Source organism: Paenibacillus sp. FSL P2-0173 (assembly GCF_038008045.1).
Taxonomy (GTDB): Bacteria; Bacillota; Bacilli; order Paenibacillales; family Paenibacillaceae; genus Paenibacillus; species Paenibacillus polymyxa_B.
The window spans coordinates 654,413-674,613 of sequence record NZ_JBBOYK010000003.1; the positions used below are offsets into that span (position 1 = coordinate 654,413).

General features: G+C 42.7%; 18 protein-coding genes and 1 pseudogene. 9 read left to right on the forward strand and 10 right to left on the reverse strand.

The genetic code is table 11. The features are described 5' to 3' along the window. Positions 1-129: 129 nt before the first annotated feature. Complete coding sequence (locus tag MKX30_RS19360) at positions 130-1,275, reverse strand: glycerate kinase family protein (protein WP_341056950.1); 1,146 nt, start codon at positions 1,273-1,275, stop codon at positions 130-132. Between the two features lie 21 nt (positions 1,276-1,296). Next, positions 1,297-2,592, reverse strand: coding sequence for a GntP family permease (locus MKX30_RS19365; RefSeq protein ID WP_023991056.1), 1,296 nt, complete (start codon positions 2,590-2,592; stop codon positions 1,297-1,299). A gap of 317 nt (positions 2,593-2,909) precedes the next feature. Here MKX30_RS19365 and MKX30_RS19370 point away from each other — a divergent pair, with 317 nt between their 5' ends. The 4 genes from MKX30_RS19370 to gnd all read left to right on the forward strand — a co-directional run bounded on the left by MKX30_RS19370 (position 2,910) and on the right by gnd (position 8,056). Beyond that, the gene (locus tag MKX30_RS19370) at positions 2,910-3,641 is read left to right on the forward strand and encodes a GntR family transcriptional regulator (RefSeq protein ID WP_068939234.1); all 732 of its coding nucleotides are present in this window, start codon (positions 2,910-2,912) and stop codon (positions 3,639-3,641) included. Next, the gene (gene gntK / locus MKX30_RS19375; protein WP_341063281.1) at positions 3,634-5,172 is read left to right on the forward strand and encodes a gluconokinase; all 1,539 of its coding nucleotides are present in this window, start codon (positions 3,634-3,636) and stop codon (positions 5,170-5,172) included. The genes MKX30_RS19370 and gntK overlap by 8 nt, the downstream gene beginning before the upstream one ends. A 27-nt stretch (positions 5,173-5,199) precedes the next feature. Then, positions 5,200-6,546 carry a GntP family permease gene (locus tag MKX30_RS19380; protein ID WP_023991059.1) on the forward strand — a complete coding sequence of 449 codons (1,347 nt, stop codon included), beginning with the start codon at positions 5,200-5,202 and terminating at the stop codon, positions 6,544-6,546. A gap of 106 nt (positions 6,547-6,652) precedes the next feature. After that, positions 6,653-8,056 carry a decarboxylating NADP(+)-dependent phosphogluconate dehydrogenase gene (gnd, locus tag MKX30_RS19385; RefSeq protein WP_341063282.1) on the forward strand — a complete coding sequence of 468 codons (1,404 nt, stop codon included), beginning with the start codon at positions 6,653-6,655 and terminating at the stop codon, positions 8,054-8,056. 168 nt (positions 8,057-8,224) lie between these two features. Here gnd and MKX30_RS19390 read toward each other — a convergent pair whose 3' ends face one another. The 6 genes from MKX30_RS19390 to MKX30_RS19415 form a co-directional block, all read right to left on the reverse strand. Continuing rightward, entirely contained in the window at positions 8,225-9,112 is an 888-nt protein-coding gene (locus MKX30_RS19390; RefSeq protein WP_053326461.1) for a class I SAM-dependent methyltransferase, read from the reverse strand. Between the two features lie 245 nt (positions 9,113-9,357). Continuing rightward, positions 9,358-9,729 carry a DMT family transporter gene (locus MKX30_RS19395; RefSeq protein ID WP_279833133.1) on the reverse strand — a complete coding sequence of 124 codons (372 nt, stop codon included), beginning with the start codon at positions 9,727-9,729 and terminating at the stop codon, positions 9,358-9,360. Further along, positions 9,729-10,280, reverse strand: coding sequence for a TetR/AcrR family transcriptional regulator (locus MKX30_RS19400; RefSeq protein ID WP_023991063.1), 552 nt, complete (start codon positions 10,278-10,280; stop codon positions 9,729-9,731). The genes MKX30_RS19395 and MKX30_RS19400 overlap by 1 nt, the downstream gene beginning before the upstream one ends. Positions 10,281-10,520: 240 nt before the next feature. Then, positions 10,521-11,477 carry an endo-1,4-beta-xylanase gene (locus MKX30_RS19405; protein ID WP_160788349.1) on the reverse strand — a complete coding sequence of 319 codons (957 nt, stop codon included), beginning with the start codon at positions 11,475-11,477 and terminating at the stop codon, positions 10,521-10,523. Between the two features lie 323 nt (positions 11,478-11,800). Further along, the gene (locus MKX30_RS19410) at positions 11,801-12,739 is read right to left on the reverse strand and encodes an alpha/beta hydrolase (RefSeq protein ID WP_341063283.1); all 939 of its coding nucleotides are present in this window, start codon (positions 12,737-12,739) and stop codon (positions 11,801-11,803) included. 24 nt (positions 12,740-12,763) lie between these two features. Then, positions 12,764-13,825: an LLM class flavin-dependent oxidoreductase gene (locus tag MKX30_RS19415; RefSeq protein WP_071558013.1), complete on the reverse strand. Its 1,062-nt coding sequence runs from the start codon at positions 13,823-13,825 to the stop codon at positions 12,764-12,766. Positions 13,826-14,143: 318 nt separating this feature from the next. Between MKX30_RS19415 and MKX30_RS19420 the strand changes: the two genes are divergently transcribed. The 3 genes from MKX30_RS19420 to MKX30_RS19430 all read left to right on the forward strand — a co-directional run bounded on the left by MKX30_RS19420 (position 14,144) and on the right by MKX30_RS19430 (position 17,244). Further along, on the forward strand, positions 14,144-14,725 hold the full coding sequence (locus MKX30_RS19420) for a TetR/AcrR family transcriptional regulator (RefSeq protein WP_023991067.1): 582 nt from the start codon (positions 14,144-14,146) through the stop codon (positions 14,723-14,725). 226 nt (positions 14,726-14,951) lie between these two features. Then, positions 14,952-15,398: a GNAT family N-acetyltransferase gene (locus MKX30_RS19425; RefSeq protein ID WP_075154986.1), complete on the forward strand. Its 447-nt coding sequence runs from the start codon at positions 14,952-14,954 to the stop codon at positions 15,396-15,398. 400 nt (positions 15,399-15,798) lie between these two features. After that, positions 15,799-17,244, forward strand: coding sequence for a DEAD/DEAH box helicase (locus tag MKX30_RS19430; protein WP_076295174.1), 1,446 nt, complete (start codon positions 15,799-15,801; stop codon positions 17,242-17,244). A gap of 63 nt (positions 17,245-17,307) precedes the next feature. Here MKX30_RS19430 and MKX30_RS19435 read toward each other — a convergent pair whose 3' ends face one another. Then, on the reverse strand, positions 17,308-17,820 hold the full coding sequence (locus MKX30_RS19435) for a HEAT repeat domain-containing protein (RefSeq protein WP_028540941.1): 513 nt from the start codon (positions 17,818-17,820) through the stop codon (positions 17,308-17,310). 253 nt (positions 17,821-18,073) lie between these two features. On the opposite strand from MKX30_RS19435, the gene MKX30_RS19440 reads away from it, so the two are divergent. Next, positions 18,074-18,664, forward strand: a complete 591-nt coding sequence (locus MKX30_RS19440) for an RNA polymerase sigma factor (RefSeq protein WP_076264599.1) — start codon at positions 18,074-18,076, stop codon at positions 18,662-18,664. Further along, complete coding sequence (locus tag MKX30_RS19445; protein ID WP_069080566.1) at positions 18,625-19,692, forward strand: DUF4367 domain-containing protein; 1,068 nt, start codon at positions 18,625-18,627, stop codon at positions 19,690-19,692. The genes MKX30_RS19440 and MKX30_RS19445 overlap by 40 nt, the downstream gene beginning before the upstream one ends. 92 nt (positions 19,693-19,784) lie before the next feature. On the opposite strand, the pseudogene MKX30_RS19450 reads toward MKX30_RS19445, so the two are convergent. Continuing rightward, positions 19,785-20,132: pseudogene (locus MKX30_RS19450) on the reverse strand (histidine phosphatase family protein); the annotation flags it as partial. Positions 20,133-20,201: the final 69 nt, after the last annotated feature.

A 20,201-nucleotide genomic window follows, 5' to 3' on the forward strand; every position in this document is an offset into this window, starting at 1 on the left:
TTCGCTCGCCGTCACCCAAATTTCTTAGTCAATCCGGCTTTAGCTAGGTTCGGGATTACAGGCGAGCGCTCGTATTATATCGTATTTGTATGATGCCGTTTTATGTTTAAAACCCGCTTCTCCATCTGTTCATTTCTCGCTCAATTGAAATACTCTTGCGATATTCTCGCACGTACGCTCTACGTTTTGCGGCCCTTCGGCCAGCAGCTTACCGAGCTCCGAGGCTCCCGGTACGATGCCGAACACCGCATCTATTCCTTCCTTGTACAACGTGTCGATCCCTTCCCCGATATAACCTGCGACCGCAATGACCTTTTTTCCAGACTGTTTTGCCGCCTGGGCTACTCCATAAGGAGTTTTACCGAATTTGGTCTGAAAATCAATACCGCCTTCCCCCGTCAAAACGATATCGGCAGTGGCGAGCTTTTGTTTTAAACCGGTGTATTCAATCACAATTTCAATGCCTTTTTGCAGCGCCGCCTGAGTGAAAATTAATAAGCCCGCACCCAATCCACCTGCTGCGCCTGCGCCTGGGAGATCGCGCACATCCTTGCCCAGCTGCTGCTTCACCACATCGGCGTAATGAGCAAGATTGGCATCCAATTGCTGCACCATTTCCGGAGTCGCCCCTTTTTGTGGCCCGAATACTTGAGATGCCCCATGCTCTCCGCACAGCGGATTTGTCACATCACAGGCTACAATTAATTGTACCTGCTGCAAGCGGTCATCCAGTGATGAAATATCAACACTGGCCAGCTCGCCCAGACTACCGCCGCCGCGCGGAAGAGTATTGCCTTTTGTATCCAGAAATCTGGCGCCCAGCGCTTCCGCCATTCCTGTACCGCCATCATTCGTCGCGCTTCCACCAATGCCGATGATAATTTTTCGAATTCCCTGGTTCAGACATTCACGGATTAACTCCCCTGTTCCGTAGGTTGTTGTCTTTAACGGGTTTTTGTTATCCTTGTTCACCAAATGGATTCCACTGGCGGATGCCATCTCGATTGCCGCTGTGGTGCCGTCTCCCAGCAGGCCGTATGCAGCAGTTACAGGTTCTCCAAGCGGTCCTGTCACCTCGATATAACGAATCTGTCCGCCTGTCGCATCCACCAGTGACTGCACCGTTCCTTCACCGCCGTCCGCCATCGGTACGTGGACATAATTCGCCGCCGGATAGACCTTGCGCAGTCCTTTCTCCATCGCGATACATACTTCTTTAGCCGTCATGCTTTCTTTAAAAGAATCTGGTGCCAGCACAAACGTTTTCTCTCTCATCTTCTCACCCCATCGTGAATATTAAAGTAAAAATCCATACATGATTGTCGCTACAATTGCCATCGTTCCACCCACAATAGCTTCGTAAGGAATCAAGCCCATCCGTTGTTTAATGCTCATTTTCATGCTGTCTGCCGTGACGTGAAAATAGTTGCCCTGCGGCAAGGAATCAATGACTGTAGCTCCTGTATGCACCATCACAGCTGCAGCGAGTGGGGCCGTTCCCATGTTCAGAATGGCTTCCCCAAACGAGCCTGTCGCCAAAATAACGCCCGTCGAGGTGGACGCCGTAGCAGCTGCCATCAGAATGCCTGCAAGCGGTGCCAAAAATGTACCGGAAACTCCCGAAGCTTCAATCAGGCCAACCACCTGAGCAGACAAGTTGGAAGCAGAGATCAGACCCGCAATCCCGCCCGCACCGATCAAAATCAGCACAGTCGCCGTCATTTTATTTAAACCGGAGGCCGAATACTTTAAGATATTGCGCCCTTGCCCCATGGCCAGCATACCCACAATCCCAGCGATCGGCAAAATGTACATCGCATCCACCTTGAAACTCGAAAGTGCTTCAATACCGGAAATAGAACCAATCGGGTTAATCATCAGCAAAATAACAGCTACCAGCGGGGCTACAATCGCCCGTCCCAACGCTGGATATTTCGATGTATCGACGTCACTGTCCATGATATCCTGATCAGACACCTTCACACCTTTGGTTTTCAACATAGACGCCACCAAAACAGTCATGATTAAACCACATATCGCAGGAACCACACCCGCCAACATCACGTGGCTTAAATCCAGATTAAATCCGCGCGCCGCTGCAATCGTATTAGGATTGGGAGAGATGATGTTCCCCGCTTTTCCGCCTCCAGACAAAGCCAACAGGAGCGCCAGCTTGGAAATCCCCATTTTGTTACCGACCGACAATGCAATAGGTGCCACAATCAACACGGCAACGGGAATAAATACACCTACCGCCGTAATAATCATCGTCGCCAAGGCTAGTGCGAGTATCGCTTTACTGCCGCCGAACTTCTTTACAATAGCCTGCGCAATCGTCTCCGCTGCCCCGGATTCCATCATTACACCTGCCAATACACCTGCGGCAAGCACACGAATGACCGTCCCCATCACACTTTGCGTACCGCTTATTAACACGCTGATCGTCTGCTCCAGATTGGCTCCGCCCAATAAAGCGCCTACAATAGCTCCCAAAAATAAAGCGTAAACCGGATTCAGCTTTCTTAATATCAGAATAATTGCAATAGCCAGCCCTGCCAGAGCTCCTATCCAACTGATCGTCAATCCTTCCATCTGTCTAACCCCCCGGGTAATTTTTGATTACGCTTTCATTATATCGATTGCCGCATGTTAAAAATATTGAAGAACAGACGAAATTGATTGTGCATTTGAACAAAAAATCGGAACTTCAATTGGAACCTATAGATGAAATCAGTATTGAGTCTAGCACTATATATGAGAAGATCCAAACAGGATCTATGTCTTAATATGCAATTTTCATTTTATGTATCGAGGCGTTACAAAACAAATTTAATGTATACGCTTGCAAATTTAAAATTTCAGATTATAATACCTGTATACAAGTATACTTGATTAATTGAGAAGGTGAAATGATGGTCGAATCAGAATTCCTATATCCCTCCAAATGGCTTTTAAAAGCCTCTGCTGGTGATCGCGTAACATCCGAGCTTAGAATGCGCATTATTTCTGGCGGGATTGAAAGCGGTACCATATTATCCGAAAATAAACTAGCTGCTGATTTCACTGTAAGTCGCTCACCCATTCGTGAAGCGTTAAAAATACTGGCATCCGAAAATATCATTCGATTAGAAAGAATGGGAGCCGTTGTTATTGGCCTATCAGAAAAAGAAATAGAAGAAATTTATGATGTCCGTCTGCTCATAGAATCCTTCGTATTTGAACGTCTTGTAAAGATGGATACTAATGATTTGGCGAAGGAACTTAGTAAAATACTCGAAATGATGAAAGTCGCCGTTAAATATAGTGATGCTGATGAGTTTTCATATCAAGATGTCTTGTTCCATGAAACGATTATTCGTGCAGTCAATCATTCGCATATTCTGATGATCTGGAATAATTTAAAGCCTGTTATGGAAAGTCTCATTCTTTTGTCGATGCGTATGCGTTTTAAAGAAAAGTATGAAGACTTTACACGGATTATAAACAATCACGAACTTTATATTGAAGCAATCAAAGCAAAAGATAGAGACCTCATGATCAAGTCTTTACATGAAAACTTTGATGATGTTCAAGGTAAAGTAGAAGACCTATGGATGTCACAACAAATGCTATCTAAAGGAGTCGTGCAACAAAATGACTAACTATATGTTAGGTGTAGATATCGGAACCACAAGTACGAAAGCCGTTCTATTTAGCGAAAAAGGCGAAGTCATCCAACAAGAGAATATTGGATACCCGCTTTATACACCGGATATAGCAACAGCTGAACAAAACCCAGAAGAGATTTTTCAGGCTGTTCTGCAAGCCACTTCAAATATAATGAAACATCACTCACAAAAAAAGCTATCGTTTGTTTCATTTAGCAGTGCCATGCATAGTGTCATTGCGATGGATGAAAATGACCGCCCACTGACGTCTTGTATCACTTGGGCAGATAATCGCAGTGAAGCGTGGGCACATAAAATAAAAGATGAGCTGAATGGCCATGAAGTCTATAAACGAACAGGAACACCCATTCACCCCATGTCACCCTTAACGAAAATAGCCTGGATTGTGAATGACCTTCCTGAAACCGCTGTCAAGGTTAAAAAGTATATCGGAATTAAAGAATATATTTTTAAAAAGTTCTTTGATCAATATGTAGTGGATTATTCCCTAGCTTCTGCCATGGGCATGATGAATCTAGAAAAATTAGATTGGGATGAAGAAGCATTAAAAATTGCTGGTATAACCCCTTCTCAATTATCTGAGCTCGTGCCAACAACCAGGATATTTACCAACTGTGATTCAGATTTAGCAAAAAAGATGGGGATCGATCCACAAACATCGTTTGTCATTGGAGCTAGCGATGGAGTCCTTTCTAATCTAGGTGTAAATGCGATACGAAAAGGCGAAGTTGCCGTCACAATCGGGACAAGCGGTGCCATTCGAACCATTATAGACAAGCCTCAGACAGACGAAAAGGGAAGAATATTTTGTTATGCCTTAACAGAAAAGCACTGGGTTATTGGGGGGCCGGTGAACAATGGCGGGATGGTCCTTCGCTGGATCCGTGACGAACTTGCCTCATCAGAAGTAGAAACAGCGAAAAGACTAGGAATTGATCCATATGATGTACTAACCAAGATTGCTGAACGTGTAAGACCAGGATCTGACGGATTGTTATTCCATCCATACCTGGCTGGTGAACGTGCGCCATTATGGAACCCAGACGTACGTGGCTCATTCTTCGGTTTAACGATGTCACATAAGAAAGAACATATGATTCGCGCAGCCCTAGAAGGAGTCATTTACAATTTGTACACCGTATTTTTAGCATTAACCGAATGTATGGACGGTCCTGTGACCCGAATTCAAGCTACTGGAGGCTTCGCAAGATCAGATGTTTGGCGGCAAATGATGTCTGACATATTCTCATCTGAAGTCGTCGTTCCAGAAAGCTACGAAAGTTCTTGTCTAGGAGCTTGTATTTTAGGCTTGTATACCACCGGACAAATCCAGTCCTTTGAAGTCGTTTCTGAAATGATTGGCAGTACCAACAAACATACACCAAAAGAAGAAGCGACCAAGGAATATAGGAAATTGCTGCCGATTTTCATTAACCTATCCAGAGTATTAGAAGATGATTATACACGGATTTCCAATTATCAAAGAAGCTTAATTAAACACTAAAAAGATAAAAAGCAGGGGGTAATTACAATGCCATTAGTTATCGTAGCGATTGGAATTTTAGCATTATTAGTTTTAATCATGGGCTTCAAATTGAATACCTTTATTTCATTAATCATTGTATCGTTCGGCGTCGCTTTAGCACTTGGAATGCCATTAGAGGAAATTGTCAAAACCATCGAAGCCGGATTAGGCGGAACCCTTGGTCACTTAGCGTTAATCTTTGGACTTGGAGCGATGTTAGGTAAGTTGATCGCTGATTCTGGTGGTGCTCAACGAATTGCTATGACCCTCGTAGACAAATTTGGTGAAAAAAATATCCAATGGGCAGTCGTAGCTGCTTCATTCATTATCGGTGTGGCGTTATTTTTTGAAGTAGGATTAGTATTGTTAATTCCAATCATATTTGCCATTTCAAAAGAATTAAAGGTTTCTATCTTATATCTCGGTATTCCGATGGTTGCAGCTTTATCCGTAACACATGGTTTCTTACCTCCACATCCAGGGCCAACAGTTATTGCTGGTGAATATGGCGCGAACCTTGGTGAGGTTTTACTTTACGGTTTCATTATTGCCATTCCAACCGTTATTTTAGCTGGACCTGTATTTACTAAGCTTGCCAAAAAACTCGTACCTGCATCATTTACGAAAACGGGTAATATTGCCTCTTTAGGTGAACAAAAAGTATTTAAATCCGAGGAAACTCCGGGATTTGGTATCAGTGTATTTACTGCAATGCTTCCTGTTATTTTAATGTCTATTGCTACGGTTATTACTTTGCTTCAAAAAACAATGGGATTTGAAGATAGCAGTTTACTAGCAGCGATCCGTTTTATTGGTGATGCATCAACTTCCATGTTAATTTCCTTACTGGTAGCTGTCTACACCATGGGAATAGCACGGAAAATTCCAATCAAAAATGTAATGGCATCTTGTACAACGGCTATTACTCATATTGGGATGATGCTCTTAATCATTGGGGGTGGCGGAGCCTTCAAACAAGTACTGATTAATGGCGGCGTAGGTGACTATGTAGCTGAATTATTCAATGGAACTACATTATCACCCATCTTACTTGCCTGGATTATCGCTGCAATATTACGAATTTCCTTAGGTTCTGCAACTGTTGCAGCTTTAACAACCGCTGGTTTAGTTATTCCGATGTTAGGACAATCCGACGTTAATCTTGCTTTAGTTGTGCTTGCAACGGGAGCGGGTAGTTTAATAGCTTCACATGTTAACGATGCTGGTTTCTGGATGTTTAAAGAATATTTTGGTTTAAGTATGAAAGAAACATTTGCAACATGGACATTGCTTGAGACCATCATTTCTGTAGCTGGATTAGGATTTATTTTAGTACTAAGTTTATTCGTATAAACCATGATTCCCGGGCGGTAGATCCCCCACTTATTTTTCTTAGAATTTTCTAAGCCTATAAGTGAGGATCTACGGCCTATTCATTTCAAATAAAAGGAGCAGAAAAATGTCCAACACAATTGGTGTCATTGGTTTAGGGGTAATGGGCCGTAATATCGCCTTAAACATGGCTGGTAAGGGTGAGCAAGTCGCTGTCTATAACTATACGAGGGATTTAACGGATGATCTTGTTAAAAAAAGTGAAGGTCACTCTATCCATCCCTACTACGAAATTCAAGATTTTGTTTACTCCTTAAAAACTCCAAGAAAAATCTTCCTTATGGTAACAGCGGGCAAACCGGTCGATTCGGTAATAGGTACATTAGTACCCTTCCTTGAAGCAGGCGATGTGATTATGGACGGTGGTAACTCCCATTACAAAGATACGGAACATAGATATGATGAATTGAAGTCAAAAGGAATCGGTTATTTAGGAATCGGTATTTCCGGCGGCGAAGTCGGGGCTTTAAATGGACCTTCGATCATGCCTGGTGGAGATAAAAACGTATATGAAAAAGCAGCTCCTATTCTAACAAAAATAGCAGCCCAAGTGGACGCAGACCCTTGCTGTGTTTATATGGGTCCAAAAGGGTCCGGTCACTTTGTAAAAATGGTACATAACGGAATCGAGTATGCAGATATGCAATTAATCGCAGAAACCTATACATTTTTAAGAAAAAGGTTACGTTTATCTGTGAATGAAATTGCTGATATCTTTGAAATATGGAATCAAGGGGAGCTAAAAAGTTATTTAATCCAAATCACAGCAGAGATTTTACGGAAAAAGGATGATGTAACAGGCTTACCACTAATTGATGTGATTCTTGATAAAACAGGGCAAAAGGGCACTGGTAAATGGACAAGCATTCAAGCAATTGACAATGGGATCCCATCATCCATTATTACAGAGTCATTGTTTGCCCGTTACATCTCCTCTTTAAAAGAAGAACGAGTTTATGCAGAAAATATTCTAACAGGACCAGGGATTGATCAGCGAAGTTTAGATAAAGATGTGTGGATTGAGTACATTAGACAAGCTTTTTATATGGGTAAGATTTGTGCCTACGCGCAAGGATTTATACAATATAAAATGACTTCTGAACTTTACGGATGGAATTTACCTTTAAAGGATATTGCCCTTATTTTCCGTGGTGGTTGCATCATTCGTGCTGAATTCTTAAACGTAATAAGCGAAACATATCAAGAACAGCCGAATTTGGCTAATCTATTAATCGCCCCGTATTTTGCTGAAAAAGTTAAAGAGTATCAAAAAGGATTACGAAAAATTGTCTGTGAGGGTATTAATTCTGGCACTTCGTTTCCCTGTTTAAGTGCTTCACTTACTTATTATGATAGTTACCGGACAGGCATTTCGAATGCTAACCTTTTGCAAGCACAAAGGGATTATTTTGGTGCCCATACTTATGAACGAAGTGATGTAGCAGGATTCTTTCACACAAACTGGCAGTGATCCATAGCCGTAGTAAATCTCCAGAGCCCTAATGAAGTGGTTCTTCCCTTCATTAGGGCTCTTATTTTGAATACATTTTCCCCACAATGCTCTTGTGTCTATATTATGTAACAGACGTTGAGATTCTGAAGGGCAAGGGGAATAAATAGAAGCTACATGACAAAACGATTAATACATGTGCTGATTCTTTATACGGACCAGAACTTTACCAAAGCGTCCTCCTTGCTGAACAGGGATTCTCTTCCCTACGTACGTCTCTCTTAAATAGGCTTCTGCTTTCTGTAGCGACTGTTCATCTGTTGGCATCCCGAAGAATGAGAACCAGCCTAATGTATGTTTTACCGCCTCGTCCACCGACATCATTACCGTTTGGGTTTCACGAGTAATCAGGGTTTGAAAAGAGTAGCCATATATATTTAATAGTTGGATGATATATGCCATATCTGAAGTTTGTACTAGGTCCTCTTTTATTCCGACTACAGGGCGCAATTCCTGAATCAGACTATGCTCCTTAGGCCCAGCACTCGTACTGATGTAACAAAACTGGCTGGCACAGGCGAGCGCCTTCTCTACCATTTCCCAACCGAAAATGGCTGGACACATGGATGCAAACACCAGATCAAATTTGTTTTGCCATCCGTTCGTCTCAATAGATAACTCCTCAAATTGTTCCCGTACGATTTTAATGTTTTCCTTTATCGATGGCTTAATACTCTCTTCCATTAAGGCTGTCAACGGTCCTGAGGGCTCAACGGCAGTAACATTTGCCCCTTCCTCTGCAAAAGGAATACTGAAGACACCCGAGGCAGCACCAATATCCAGGATAGAGGAGTCTTTAATGGTAACTCCCTGTGTCCTTAGCCATCCCATAATTCTGGCTGTTCTCTTTATTCCCTCTTCATTAAATGCCTGCTTGTGGAAGCTTCTTGCCCTTGCCATATCATCAAACGAATGAGCCGGTACCGTTCCCGCTCTAAGCATTCGATTTACACCGGCTTCCGGATCGTTTATCCAAGCAGCCTTCCATACTTCGGGATCAAATAAAGACTGGGTCATTAATTAGACTTCCCTTCTACTAATTAGATTTTAAAGTCTACTAATATCTACACCTTGCTTCCGTATGGTGGTAAATATGAAACACTCTACAATAGATATTATAGACTTATTATATCCGTAATTCAATCAAAAAAATTTACATGACTAAAAATTCATACCCTCACGCCGTGCGGCACAAGAACTTTCTCGACGAATGCCCTTATGCCTTCAAGCGTGTTTATATCCTCGGTCCGAAAATCTTTATCTCATTTTTGAACGATTGAACCCGTTGCTTCTGTTGTAGCTTTTGCCTCACCATGTCCTGCACCAAATAGGTTCAGTACCACCACGCCAATAACAATTAAAGCAATACCTGCGATACTTCCTGTATTGATTTTTTCTTTCCAAATCAATACTGAAATAAGCGTTGTAGCAACAGCCCCTACACCTGACCAGATGGCATAAGTCATATTTAAAGGAAGCGTCTTAAGGGATAGAGAGATAAAGAAGAAAGAGACCACAAACGCAACAATTGTGAATAGAGTCGGATACAATCTGGTAAAACCTTCTGAAGCTTTAAGCATTGAAGTTCCAATAAGTTCACCAACAATAGAGATTGCCAAGAAAAGATAAGCCATTATTCATTCTCCTTTATATATGTCTTCAATTCTTCCATCATTTTTTGCCTCATTTCCTCATTAGGAGGAGCAAGCCCAAACATTTCGGCAAACCACAAGCCGTCTATAGCTAATCGGACTATCGTGGAACGAACGGGATCCAATTCGTCGTTTTCAATTTTGTTTTGGATATTCTCATACTCGTCCTGAAGTAACTTTAGCATTTGAGGGTTCGTAAACTGTGCTGCTGAAAGAGCGGTATACAGGTCACTTGCATTCCGATCGCCAGAAAATGATGTATTCATATAAGCGCGAGTCCATCTTCCTTTGGAATGCATATCGTTTTCTGCTCTCTCATTAAATTCGGAGACAAAGCTGGTCGATAGTTGCTCAACCATTCCCAAAACCAATTCATCCTTATTCGGAAAATGGTAAAGCAATCCTCCTTTACTTATTCCCGCTTTCTTAGCCACCGCTTCTAACGTTAACTTCTCTACTCCTTCTTCGTGCACAATCATGGAGGCCGCTTTAAGAATTAATTCTCTTTTTAATGTTTTTTTAGTTGTATTCATATTGATCACCCCTCTTTACTATACCGTCCAGACGGTTTTATTTCAAGTGGGTTAAAGTTATAGATTGGGTATGTAAGCCTAATTGAGTTGGATTAGGTTTTGATACGTTAGGTTTAAGCTAAATAAAAAGAAGCCTTGGGCGTATAACATTTCAGCCAAGACTTCGTCAAATAAATATCTACCCAGCCCAGACATTCGGAAAAATTTCGCATCTGTTGGGTTTTAAGTGCCACCTATAGTTTAACTCTGCACATATTGTCTCAGCCATTGGAGCGCAGGACGTTCCGTGCCGTTAGAATTCAGCAGATGTGTGTTCGGCTTCCAAGTTTGTCCCTGGATATACCCCCAGAGCGTAACTCCCTTCACCGCAGAATGCTTCCATAATACCGGAAATTTCTCCTTGTATCTGGCAAGCTGGGTGTTGTCGTCGCCAGTTATATCCAGTTCCGACACATAGATTGGCAATCCTGTTGCCGCCAGTTTGTTCAGTACAGTGTTCATCGTGTTAACTGAGACAGTGTCCATGCTAAACTGGTGGCATTGAATACCAATACCGTCAATCAGGCCTCTGCTCTTGAGCTGATTAATAATATTGACATATTGGTCGGTTAACGAGGGATCGTTGATAATTCCATATTCATTAATCATCAGCTTGGCATTCGGGAAGGCTTGTCTTGCCTGTTGGAACGACCATATGACCCAATCCCATCCGGTCGATCCGTCACCGCCTATGGCATTGCGGAAGGATGGCTTCTGATGCAGGGGCTCATTCACCACATCTATAAACTCCGCATTCGGATAGCGTTGACCTGCTGCTTTAATCCACTGGGTCACTTCCGCCTTCTGATCAGCAGCCGACAGTCCGCTAATCCAACCTGGCTCCTGAGCACCCCATACCAATGTATGGAACTTGAACGGGAAGCCATTGTTACGGGCATAATTGTAGGCGGTATCCGCCTGCGACCAGTTCATGTTGTTACGACTGCCTTCAACCGACCCCCATTTGGTCGAATTCTCTGGCGTCACCTGGTTCCAGTATGTTCCGAAACTTGCAGGGACACTTCCAGCAATGATATTCCCGAGGAATTTGCCACCGTTCGCCATACTGGCACTAGCCGGGTTTATCAGAACTGATGATAACAACACACCCGCCAACGCCAAGCTGCTTACCAACTTGCCCACTTTAAATTTCGACATACAATCTCCTCCTCATACGTATAGTTTTTTAATATCCTCGCCTCTAAATAAATCGCTTACATTTCCAATTATAAGAATGAAAGGTTATTATCCGCTACATGTAAAAGTAAAGATTTTACCCGAAAAACTTTACATCATTGCGGGGCGACTGAACACCTGGTGCTCCTTTAACACATCGTTTCGGTTAAAAACTAGTCTCGTATCAAACGACAAAAAAGATTACTGCAAAAAGTGATATGCTCCCCTTACAGTAGCAAGTTTTATTATTTAACCTGTCTACTTTTTTGGAAGCATATCACTTTGGAGACTGCCCATTTAATAGTTTAAGAATTAAGGGCTCGTGCAATTGCATCTACATAACTTTGGCTAGCACGTTGGCTTACTTCTGCTTGCGGAACCATCCCCTCAAAGTTGTGGAATGTGCCGGGATACAGATGGAATTCAACGTCTACCCCAGCTTGGGCAAGGCGTGTCACATATTCAATCGTCTCATCTCGGAACAGATCGAGCTGGCCAATGCACGTATAGGTCGGCGGTAGCCCAGCCAAGCATTCCGCTCTCGACGGCACAGCGTATAGGGACACCTCGGTGTCTTCAGTACGATCCCCCAAGTACATGTTCCAAGCCGCCAAGTTGTTCTTCCGGTTCCATGGTGCGTTATCGGCCGTAATCTCATGACTTGACACCGTAATACTACGGTCATCGATCATCGGATACAGCGGCATTTGGAAAATGAGGGCTGGCCCGCCTTTGTCACGGGCCATTAAAGCAAGTGCTGCGGTCAGACCGCCGCCCCCACTTGCTCCGGCAATTGCGACTCGATCTAAGTCGATGCCCAGCAGCTCAGCTTCATCGGTCATCCACGTCAAAGCGGCATAACAGTCATCGATGGCAGCTGGGTAGGGATGCTCGGGAGCAAGTCGGTAATCGACCGATACGACGACGCATTTGGCCGCCTGCACGAAGCGTTCGCACAAAGCATCGTCCATATCAGGATGCCCCATCACATAGCCTCCCCCGTGAATCCACAGCATGGCCGGAAGCCTAACGTCAGTTCGCTGGGCAGGTTCGTAGATTTTAACTAATATCTCGCCTGCTACGCTCGGAATCATCCGGCTTGTCGTGCGTACGTGCTTCGACTGCTCAATGGGAGGACTCGACAAATAGCTTCTACTCAGTTCTAAATTTTCTTCCAATTGAAATCCAGGAAATTGTGCAATTACCGACCTAAATTCTGGGTACAAACGATTTTCAAAATCCATGTGAATCACTCCTATGTTTGGTTTTTATAATCTTTTTTCCGTCTCCGCTTCCCACTGGGCTATTTCCTTCCGAACTCGGGGTGCTACCTCTGTTCCCAGCAGCTCAATGGCTCTCATCACCTCGGCATGCGGCATTGTACTTAACGGAACATACAGCATAAAGCGTGTAACACCTACATGTTTGCGAAGGTGAATGATCTTCTGGGCAACAGTCTCAGGATCGCCAACATACAGCGCACCTTCAAAGCTGCGCGCGGCATCGTAGCTAGAACGATCATAATGCGCCCAGCCCCGCTCCCTGCCTAATCTATTCATACCTGCCATCGTAGAAGGGAAATATGTATCTGCAGCTCGTTCATTATTCTCTCCAACAAATCCTATCGAGTGCGATCCAACCTTAAGCTGCGATTCGTCATGACCAGCGTGCGCTGCTGCCTTCTTATAAAGCTGTACAAGCGGTGCAAAATTCATCGGATTTCCACCAATGATCGCCAACATCAAGGGCAGCCCTAACAGACCTGCACGGATAGCAGAATCCTGCCTGCCCCCGCTGCCAACCCATATCGGTAAAGGATTCTGAACCGGCCGTGGATACACACCCAAATTGTTAATCGCTGGCCGATGTCCGCCTTTCCAGGTTACTTTTTCGGACTCCCGTATTTTAAGAAGCAATTCCAAATGTTGTTCAAACAGCTCATCATAGTCTTCCAAGTCATAGCCAAACAGTGGAAAAGATTCAATAAAGGAACCTCGGCCCGCCATAATCTCCGCACGTCCATTCGAAATACCATCCAGCGTAGCAAAATCCTGAAAAACGCGAACGGGATCAGCTGAAGAAAGCACTGTGACTGCACTGGTCAGCCGAATCCGTTTCGTCTGCGCTGCAGCCGCTGACAGCACAATTGCTGGTGAAGATGCCGAATAATCCTTCCGATGATGCTCACCTACCCCAAACACATCAAGTCCCACTTGATCAGCAAGGATAATTTCCTCGACAACTTCGCGCAATCGCTGTGCGTGACTTATCACTTCACCTGTCTGAACGTCAGGCTTTGTTTCTACAAACGAAGTAATACCTATCTCCATGGTCCATCTCTCCTATTCTAATAGCTTTCTTTGTATGACAATCAAATACCGATAAAATATCATACCGATCGGTAATATATTTTTCCCAGTAAATATAACTCATTAAAAAGAATACTGTCAATAAATATAGTAAAAATACTTTGTTTTATCCTCATACTGATATCTCCTTGGTGCGATAAACCAATCTGCATTTGACAATATAACAGGCTAATTATAAGATAATAACATACTAATTGGTACGCAAATAAAAAACTCTGACAATTATGATCAGAGCTATTGAGTTAAGAATAAAATTACGAGCAATGAGAGGTATTGATTATGGGACGAATCCGCGAATTTGACGAAGATAAAGTATTAGATGCAGCAATGCAAATATTTTGGGAGAAGGGATATGAAGCTACCTCACTGAGTGATTTAACTTCCAGAATGGAAATTCAACGACCTAGTATATACTCCACTTTTGGAGGCAAAAAAGAATTGTTCGAAGCTGCGCTGCGCAAATACATGATGTCCCGTGCTTCTCTGATCCGAGCCAAGCTTCAAAGCAAACCATCTGTAAAAGAAGCATTTCGAGCTTTTTTTGAAGGTGTGGTCGATGAGGAATATACAGAAAACCCTAGAAAAGGATGCTTTTGCATCAATACAATGGTTGAACTTGCACCTCATGATGAGAAATTTGAAATTCTTACAAGGGAACATCAAATGTACCTATCGGTTATATTTCAAGAAACCATTGAACGAGGTATACAATCAGGTGAGCTTGAGATCGGGCTCAATGCGAAGGCTGTATCACAGGCGCTAGTCGTATCGTTAATTGGACTAACCGTAATGATAAAGTCTCGTCCAGAACGATCATTTATTGATAACACGATAGAGGTGACACTTACACTTCTTAAGTAATTCGGAGTGAATTCAATTTTACCGAATGGGTGTATTCTCGACGCACATGTCCCTCAGCGCAACAAAGACTGCCGGATACATTTCCTCGGCAGCCTTTGTTGCGCTCATATTACATACTTCTTCGCATTTGCATGAGTTCAAAAGATTCTTTCACTGATCTTAATTTTGCATATATATACTTTACGATGTATATTAATTCAAAACTAATGAAAAGGGAGTACATCTAATGTTATTTTTAATAAGAAACGCTAAGCCTGATGATTTAAACAATTTAACCGAGTTAATGTATGAATACATCGTTGGTTTTTATCAAAACCCTAGGCCACCTATCGAAAAAATTCATAATTTGATTCAAACCCTTTTTGAGCAGCAAAACGGTATACAATTTGTGGCGGAACAAAATGGAGAATTAATCGGCTTTGCTACATTATTCTTTACCTTTAGCACGATGAAAGCAGACAAAATCACCGTTATGAACGACCTATTTGTATTGGAACCATTTAGAGATACAGAAGTAGAATCACAGCTTTTTTTAGAATGTCAAAAGTACTCACAAAATTATGGATATGCTCATATGACCTGGATAACTTCTACTGAGAATAAACGCGCTCAAATTTTCTTTAAAAAGATGGATGCTGTCCAAGGGAGAGATTGGGTTCACTTTTCATCGTAACAATACTTTTGATACGGTTTTCCGCGCTAACGGCAGTTCAAAGGGCACCCGATTGGGTGCCCTTTCGTAACACATGTTTTCACGCATGCGGATATGGAAATGCCGATACAATTGAAGATAAGTAATTCTCCATGAAATTGTTCAACGTAGATCCATATGGGGTAAAGTTTGTTGGTCGTTAAATTGCGAAATAGCTCAGTCGACCAACACATCAGATACCATACACGAGAAAATGGACGAGCCCTTCGTTAAACGTTCCAAGGATACGATTAGACAAACAGTAACATGGATATGTATTAGAGTGAACCTGGATATAGAGTATACTAGATGAGTATAAGTTCGATACACGATGACATTATATATGTAATGGTATTCAAATACAGCGCAGAAGAGGTTGAAAATGAGTCAGAAGCATTTTACAGATTACGCATTAAGTGAAGAAATTGTAAGAGCGCTCAATAGCTTGGGCTATGAGACGCCAACAGAGATTCAAACGGAAGTTATTCCTGTTGCGCTTGAGAAGAAGGATCTTGTCGCCAAATCGCAAACAGGTAGCGGCAAAACAGCAGCATATGGTATTCCACTTTGTGAGCTAGTAGATTGGAATGAGAATAAGCCCCAAGCTTTAATCCTGACGCCAACCCGTGAACTCGCATTACAGGTCACCGAAGACATCACGAATATTGGACGCTTTAAGCGGATAAAAGCAACGCCCCTTTATGGAAAACATCCTTTTCATATCCAAAAGGCTGAGTTAAAACAAAGAACGCATGTGGCTGTAGGTACGCCAGGACGTGTACTGGACCATATCGAACGAGGCACGCTATCGTTAGATCGGATTGCCTACCTCGTGATTGATGAAGCTGACGAGATGCTGAATATGGGCTTTATCGAGCAAGTCCAGTCGATTATTCAAGCGCTGCCTAGTGACCGGGTTACCATGTTATTCTCCGCTACTTTTCCTGAGGATGTAGCCAGACTGTCACACAAGTATATGAACGATCCTGTTAGAATTGAGATTAAAGCGACTGGCATAACGACCGCTACAATTGATCACTCTCTTATTCAGGTGAAGGAGTCAGACAAGCTGGCACTACTGCAAGATCTGCTCATTGTTGAGAATCCTGACAGCTGCATTATTTTCTGTCGTACGCAGGAGAATGTAGATACATTATTCAGAGCATTGGCTGATCTCGAATATCCATGTGATCGCATTCATGGTGGCATGGAGCAAGACGAGCGATTTGAGGTAATGAATGCATTCAGAAGGGGTCAATTCCGTTACTTGATTGCGACAGATGTCGCCGCCAGAGGGATTGATATCACGAATATCACCCATGTCATTAACTACGATATTCCCCTTGAGAAGGAAAGCTATGTTCACCGCACAGGACGTACGGGACGTGCTGGAAAAACAGGGAAAGCCATTTCCCTCATCACTCCTAAGGATGGCAGAAGATTAGTTGATATTGAAGCATATATTGGATTCGCGATTCCGCAGGTAAAGGCCCCCTCAGAAGAGGCTGTTGATCTCCGTAGAGAAGATTTTGAGCAGAAACTGCATGTAAAAACCGCACTCAAAAAAGATAAGCGCGAGCAATTAAACCAACAGATTATGAAGCTGAACTTTAACGGCGGTAAGAAGAAAAAACTCAGAGCTGTCGACTTCGTGGGGACCATCGCTAAGCTTGACGGAGTCACCGCAGATGATATCGGAATCATTACGATTCTGGATTATGCGACAGATGTTGAGATTCTGAATGGTAAAGGTCCACTGGTGCTTGAAATTATGAAGAATACGACCGTAAAGGGTAAGCTGTTAAAGGTACGCAAAGGGAATAAGTAGAAGATACGCTGCATTAAAGAGGGTGAGGCAATCCCGCCCAGCATAGCCGATGGTTTTCGTTAGCTATACGGGCGGGATTGCCGAGTTTATCTCTTGATCATTTAATTCATCTTTCCATTTTTTCTGCAATGCAATTAATGCCCTTCTTCTGACATATTCGTGCTCATCATTCGAGAGCTTAGACAAAAGACTATTTACTTCATCCCTCATTCCTTTTACTTCACCTAATCCATAGGCTATTTGCCATCTGGCTTCGTAATCAGAGTATGTAATTGCACTGTAGGCTAAAGACAAAAATATTTTGGGTTGTACAATTAACAACTGCAATACATTCTCAACTTCATTATCCCTTGCCAGTGTATATAAGATCAGTTCATAAACTTCTGTCTGCCATTCAGCTAATGAAGTATGTTCTAACACTTCCTCAACAGCATTATAAAGCTTATCCCAATAAAGATAATTCGTTTCCCATTCTCCATGTTTTTCAGCTATGCTAGCTCCCCATTGTTTGAATGTTATGACTTGCTCTTGAAGAGTGCGGAATAAAGCATTTTCTCTATTATCATAAAACCCCATTTTCCATCTCCTTTTTTCTTTACAATCTATTTCCACTTTTTTGATAGGTATATTTCATCATTCTATTTATTTCCACAATAAAAATTCAAGCTCTATGAAATCAACAACGTTGGTGATAATTGTTCTGCTTTATCGTATTCTCTTAGAGAGTTGATTAATACTTAAAAAATTTTAGAAAAGGTGTCCCTTTCGGTCCTCTTCATTTGTTATACAGACATAGTTTTCTTTTTAATCAGAGGGGGTGCCTAAATCTTTGAATGAGGAAATCGAATATAGAATTAAACGGGTCCAAGCTGGCGAGATCCAGGATTACGCCTACATTGTAAAGGAGTATCAGCGTCAGATTTTTGTGTACTGCTGGCGGATATTAGGAAGTGAGCAGGAAGCGGAAGAGGCCGTACAGGATATTTTCGTTAGTGCTTTCGAGAAAATCAGTATGTACAAGCCCACAGTGGGCTTCTCCTCCTGGCTGTATAAAATGGCTTATCATCACTGCCTGAACCTGACTCGCAGGAAGAAACTACAGCGCAAATTTAAAATCACCCTGTTCAACTCAACTAACATGACTTCAGACAGTGCTGCGCAGGTTATGGAACGTCAGCTTTTCAGTGAACCGCTGAGCCGGGCATTGGACCAACTGAATGCAGAGGAGCGAAACCTGTTGGTGCTGCGCATTTTTGAAGAAAAATCGTTTGGAGAAATCGGGGAAATTATGAACAAAAGCGAGGAAGCGATCAAGAAAAAATACGGCAGAACAAAAACAAAGCTCAAAAAAATGATGGAGCCCATAGAGGAGGACCCAAAATGCGTGAATTACAAGACAGAACTCAGGAACAAGGCCTGAAATACACCGATCTAAAAGATAGAGGCTTAAAAAACATGGACATGCTGACAGAACCAGAGAGTGTCCTAAAAATCCAAGCTTTTGACGTCTCTGACAAAGTGATGGAACAGGTCTACCAAAAGGCGAAACCCAAAAAGGGATTCATTGTAAAAATGCGTCTTCAGCCGCGCATCACCGCTCCTATCATGATCTTGCTTTTTGTATTGGGCGCCTCTGTGACTGGATACGCCGCTTCGCAATATCTGGAATTCCGTAACAGTAAAGGCGATGTCGTATTAAATACCGCCAAAACACCTGCCGAAACGGACGCTTCCAAAACGTATACAACCACCTACACACAGTGGAACGAAGAGGTGACAGACCGTCTACAGCCTGGAGAGTATGCCGCCTATTACGTTAAGGACGATTCTATGAATCAACAAAATTCGTCTAATCCCGTCCTGTTTGCCTACAAGCCGACTGAACTTTCTAGCTTCAGCAGTCTGCAGGATGAAATCAAGCGGACAGAAGCTCCGCTGTTGCATAGTCCCACTCATCTGCCGAATGGCTACCGGTTTGATTTCGGATACGTCTACCCAGTCGCTGCATATCCTGGGATGATGAACAAAGAGGAATATCGGGCTTTAACGGATAAACTGACGCAACAGGCTAAAGCTGCACCGAAAGGTGAAAATCTGTTTATTCAAAAGCTGATCTGGGACAAGTCAGACTTCACCCTCGCCCGGTATGCGAGAGGAAATGACTATGTAAACATCACCGTCACCAAATACGCTCCCGAAGTCACAAAGACGACCGTGATGCAAAATGAACAGGATTCGGCTGAGGAACTGATGATTAAAGGAACCAAGGCCTATTACATCAGAGCAAGCGAAACAAGCAAGCCCTTGGAGGTAGGAAAAAATCGACTGGGATGGCTCGATGAAAAAAGACGGTTACACTACAACATATCTGATAACCAGGACAGCCCGCTGAGCAAAGAAGACCTGGTAAAAATAGCTGAAGATTTGCTTAACGGTTCGCCGCAATAGCTATAAAAGAAAAGTTTCGAAGAGAGACCATCCCTTTTTTAAGGGTGGTCTCTCTTTGAAGAATAGTCCTTATACCTTTTCCTCACAAACTATTACGGCATGTTCCACAATCTTTTTACCTCAACTAATTCCTGATCATTGAATTCCATTCTGTATACGTCTGGTTTGGATGTGTGTAGTAAAAAATTCAAATCATACTGCTTGTCATAATACTCCATCATTAAAGTCATTACAGCTCCATGAGTGCCTAATGCGACTTTCTGTCCTCGGTAGATTTTTAGCAATTCCTTTAAGACTGTTATACTTCGGTTCTGACAAACTGCATTAGACTCTCCTCCCGTTAAAGCAAAGTTGGGATCAGAAAATGACTTATCTAACAAAGGGAATAATTCATCATCGGGGATTCGGTTATCTTCACTAGAAAAAATTCTTTCTTTACCTTTTGCTAGGGTGGTTTTCTCTTGTTTCTTATTGCATAAATTTTTCTTGAAGGTGACGTTACGTCATTT

Bases quoted from the DNA above. Each gene is read 5' to 3' on its own strand.
- MKX30_RS19395 (WP_279833133.1), bottom strand. From the start codon at position 9,729: ATGGCTTATCTTTTCTTGGCAATCTCTATTGTTGGTGAACTTATTGGA.
- MKX30_RS19420 (WP_023991067.1), top strand. From the start codon at position 14,144: ATGGGACGAATCCGCGAATTTGACGAAGATAAAGTATTAGATGCAGCA.
- MKX30_RS19360 (WP_341056950.1), bottom strand. From the start codon at position 1,275: ATGAGAGAGAAAACGTTTGTGCTGGCACCAGATTCTTTTAAAGAAAGC.
- MKX30_RS19425 (WP_075154986.1), top strand. From the start codon at position 14,952: ATGTTATTTTTAATAAGAAACGCTAAGCCTGATGATTTAAACAATTTA.
- MKX30_RS19410 (WP_341063283.1), bottom strand. From the start codon at position 12,739: ATGGATTTTGAAAATCGTTTGTACCCAGAATTTAGGTCGGTAATTGCA.
- MKX30_RS19400 (WP_023991063.1), bottom strand. From the start codon at position 10,280: ATGAATACAACTAAAAAAACATTAAAAAGAGAATTAATTCTTAAAGCG.
- MKX30_RS19435 (WP_028540941.1), bottom strand. From the start codon at position 17,820: ATGGGGTTTTATGATAATAGAGAAAATGCTTTATTCCGCACTCTTCAA.
- MKX30_RS19370 (WP_068939234.1), top strand. From the start codon at position 2,910: ATGATGGTCGAATCAGAATTCCTATATCCCTCCAAATGGCTTTTAAAA.
- MKX30_RS19365 (WP_023991056.1), bottom strand. From the start codon at position 2,592: ATGGAAGGATTGACGATCAGTTGGATAGGAGCTCTGGCAGGGCTGGCT.
- MKX30_RS19415 (WP_071558013.1), bottom strand. From the start codon at position 13,825: ATGGAGATAGGTATTACTTCGTTTGTAGAAACAAAGCCTGACGTTCAG.
- gntK (WP_341063281.1), top strand. From the start codon at position 3,634: ATGACTAACTATATGTTAGGTGTAGATATCGGAACCACAAGTACGAAA.
- MKX30_RS19380 (WP_023991059.1), top strand. From the start codon at position 5,200: ATGCCATTAGTTATCGTAGCGATTGGAATTTTAGCATTATTAGTTTTA.
- MKX30_RS19445 (WP_069080566.1), top strand. From the start codon at position 18,625: ATGCGTGAATTACAAGACAGAACTCAGGAACAAGGCCTGAAATACACC.
- MKX30_RS19390 (WP_053326461.1), bottom strand. From the start codon at position 9,112: ATGACCCAGTCTTTATTTGATCCCGAAGTATGGAAGGCTGCTTGGATA.
- MKX30_RS19405 (WP_160788349.1), bottom strand. From the start codon at position 11,477: ATGTCGAAATTTAAAGTGGGCAAGTTGGTAAGCAGCTTGGCGTTGGCG.
- MKX30_RS19430 (WP_076295174.1), top strand. From the start codon at position 15,799: ATGAGTCAGAAGCATTTTACAGATTACGCATTAAGTGAAGAAATTGTA.
- gnd (WP_341063282.1), top strand. From the start codon at position 6,653: ATGTCCAACACAATTGGTGTCATTGGTTTAGGGGTAATGGGCCGTAAT.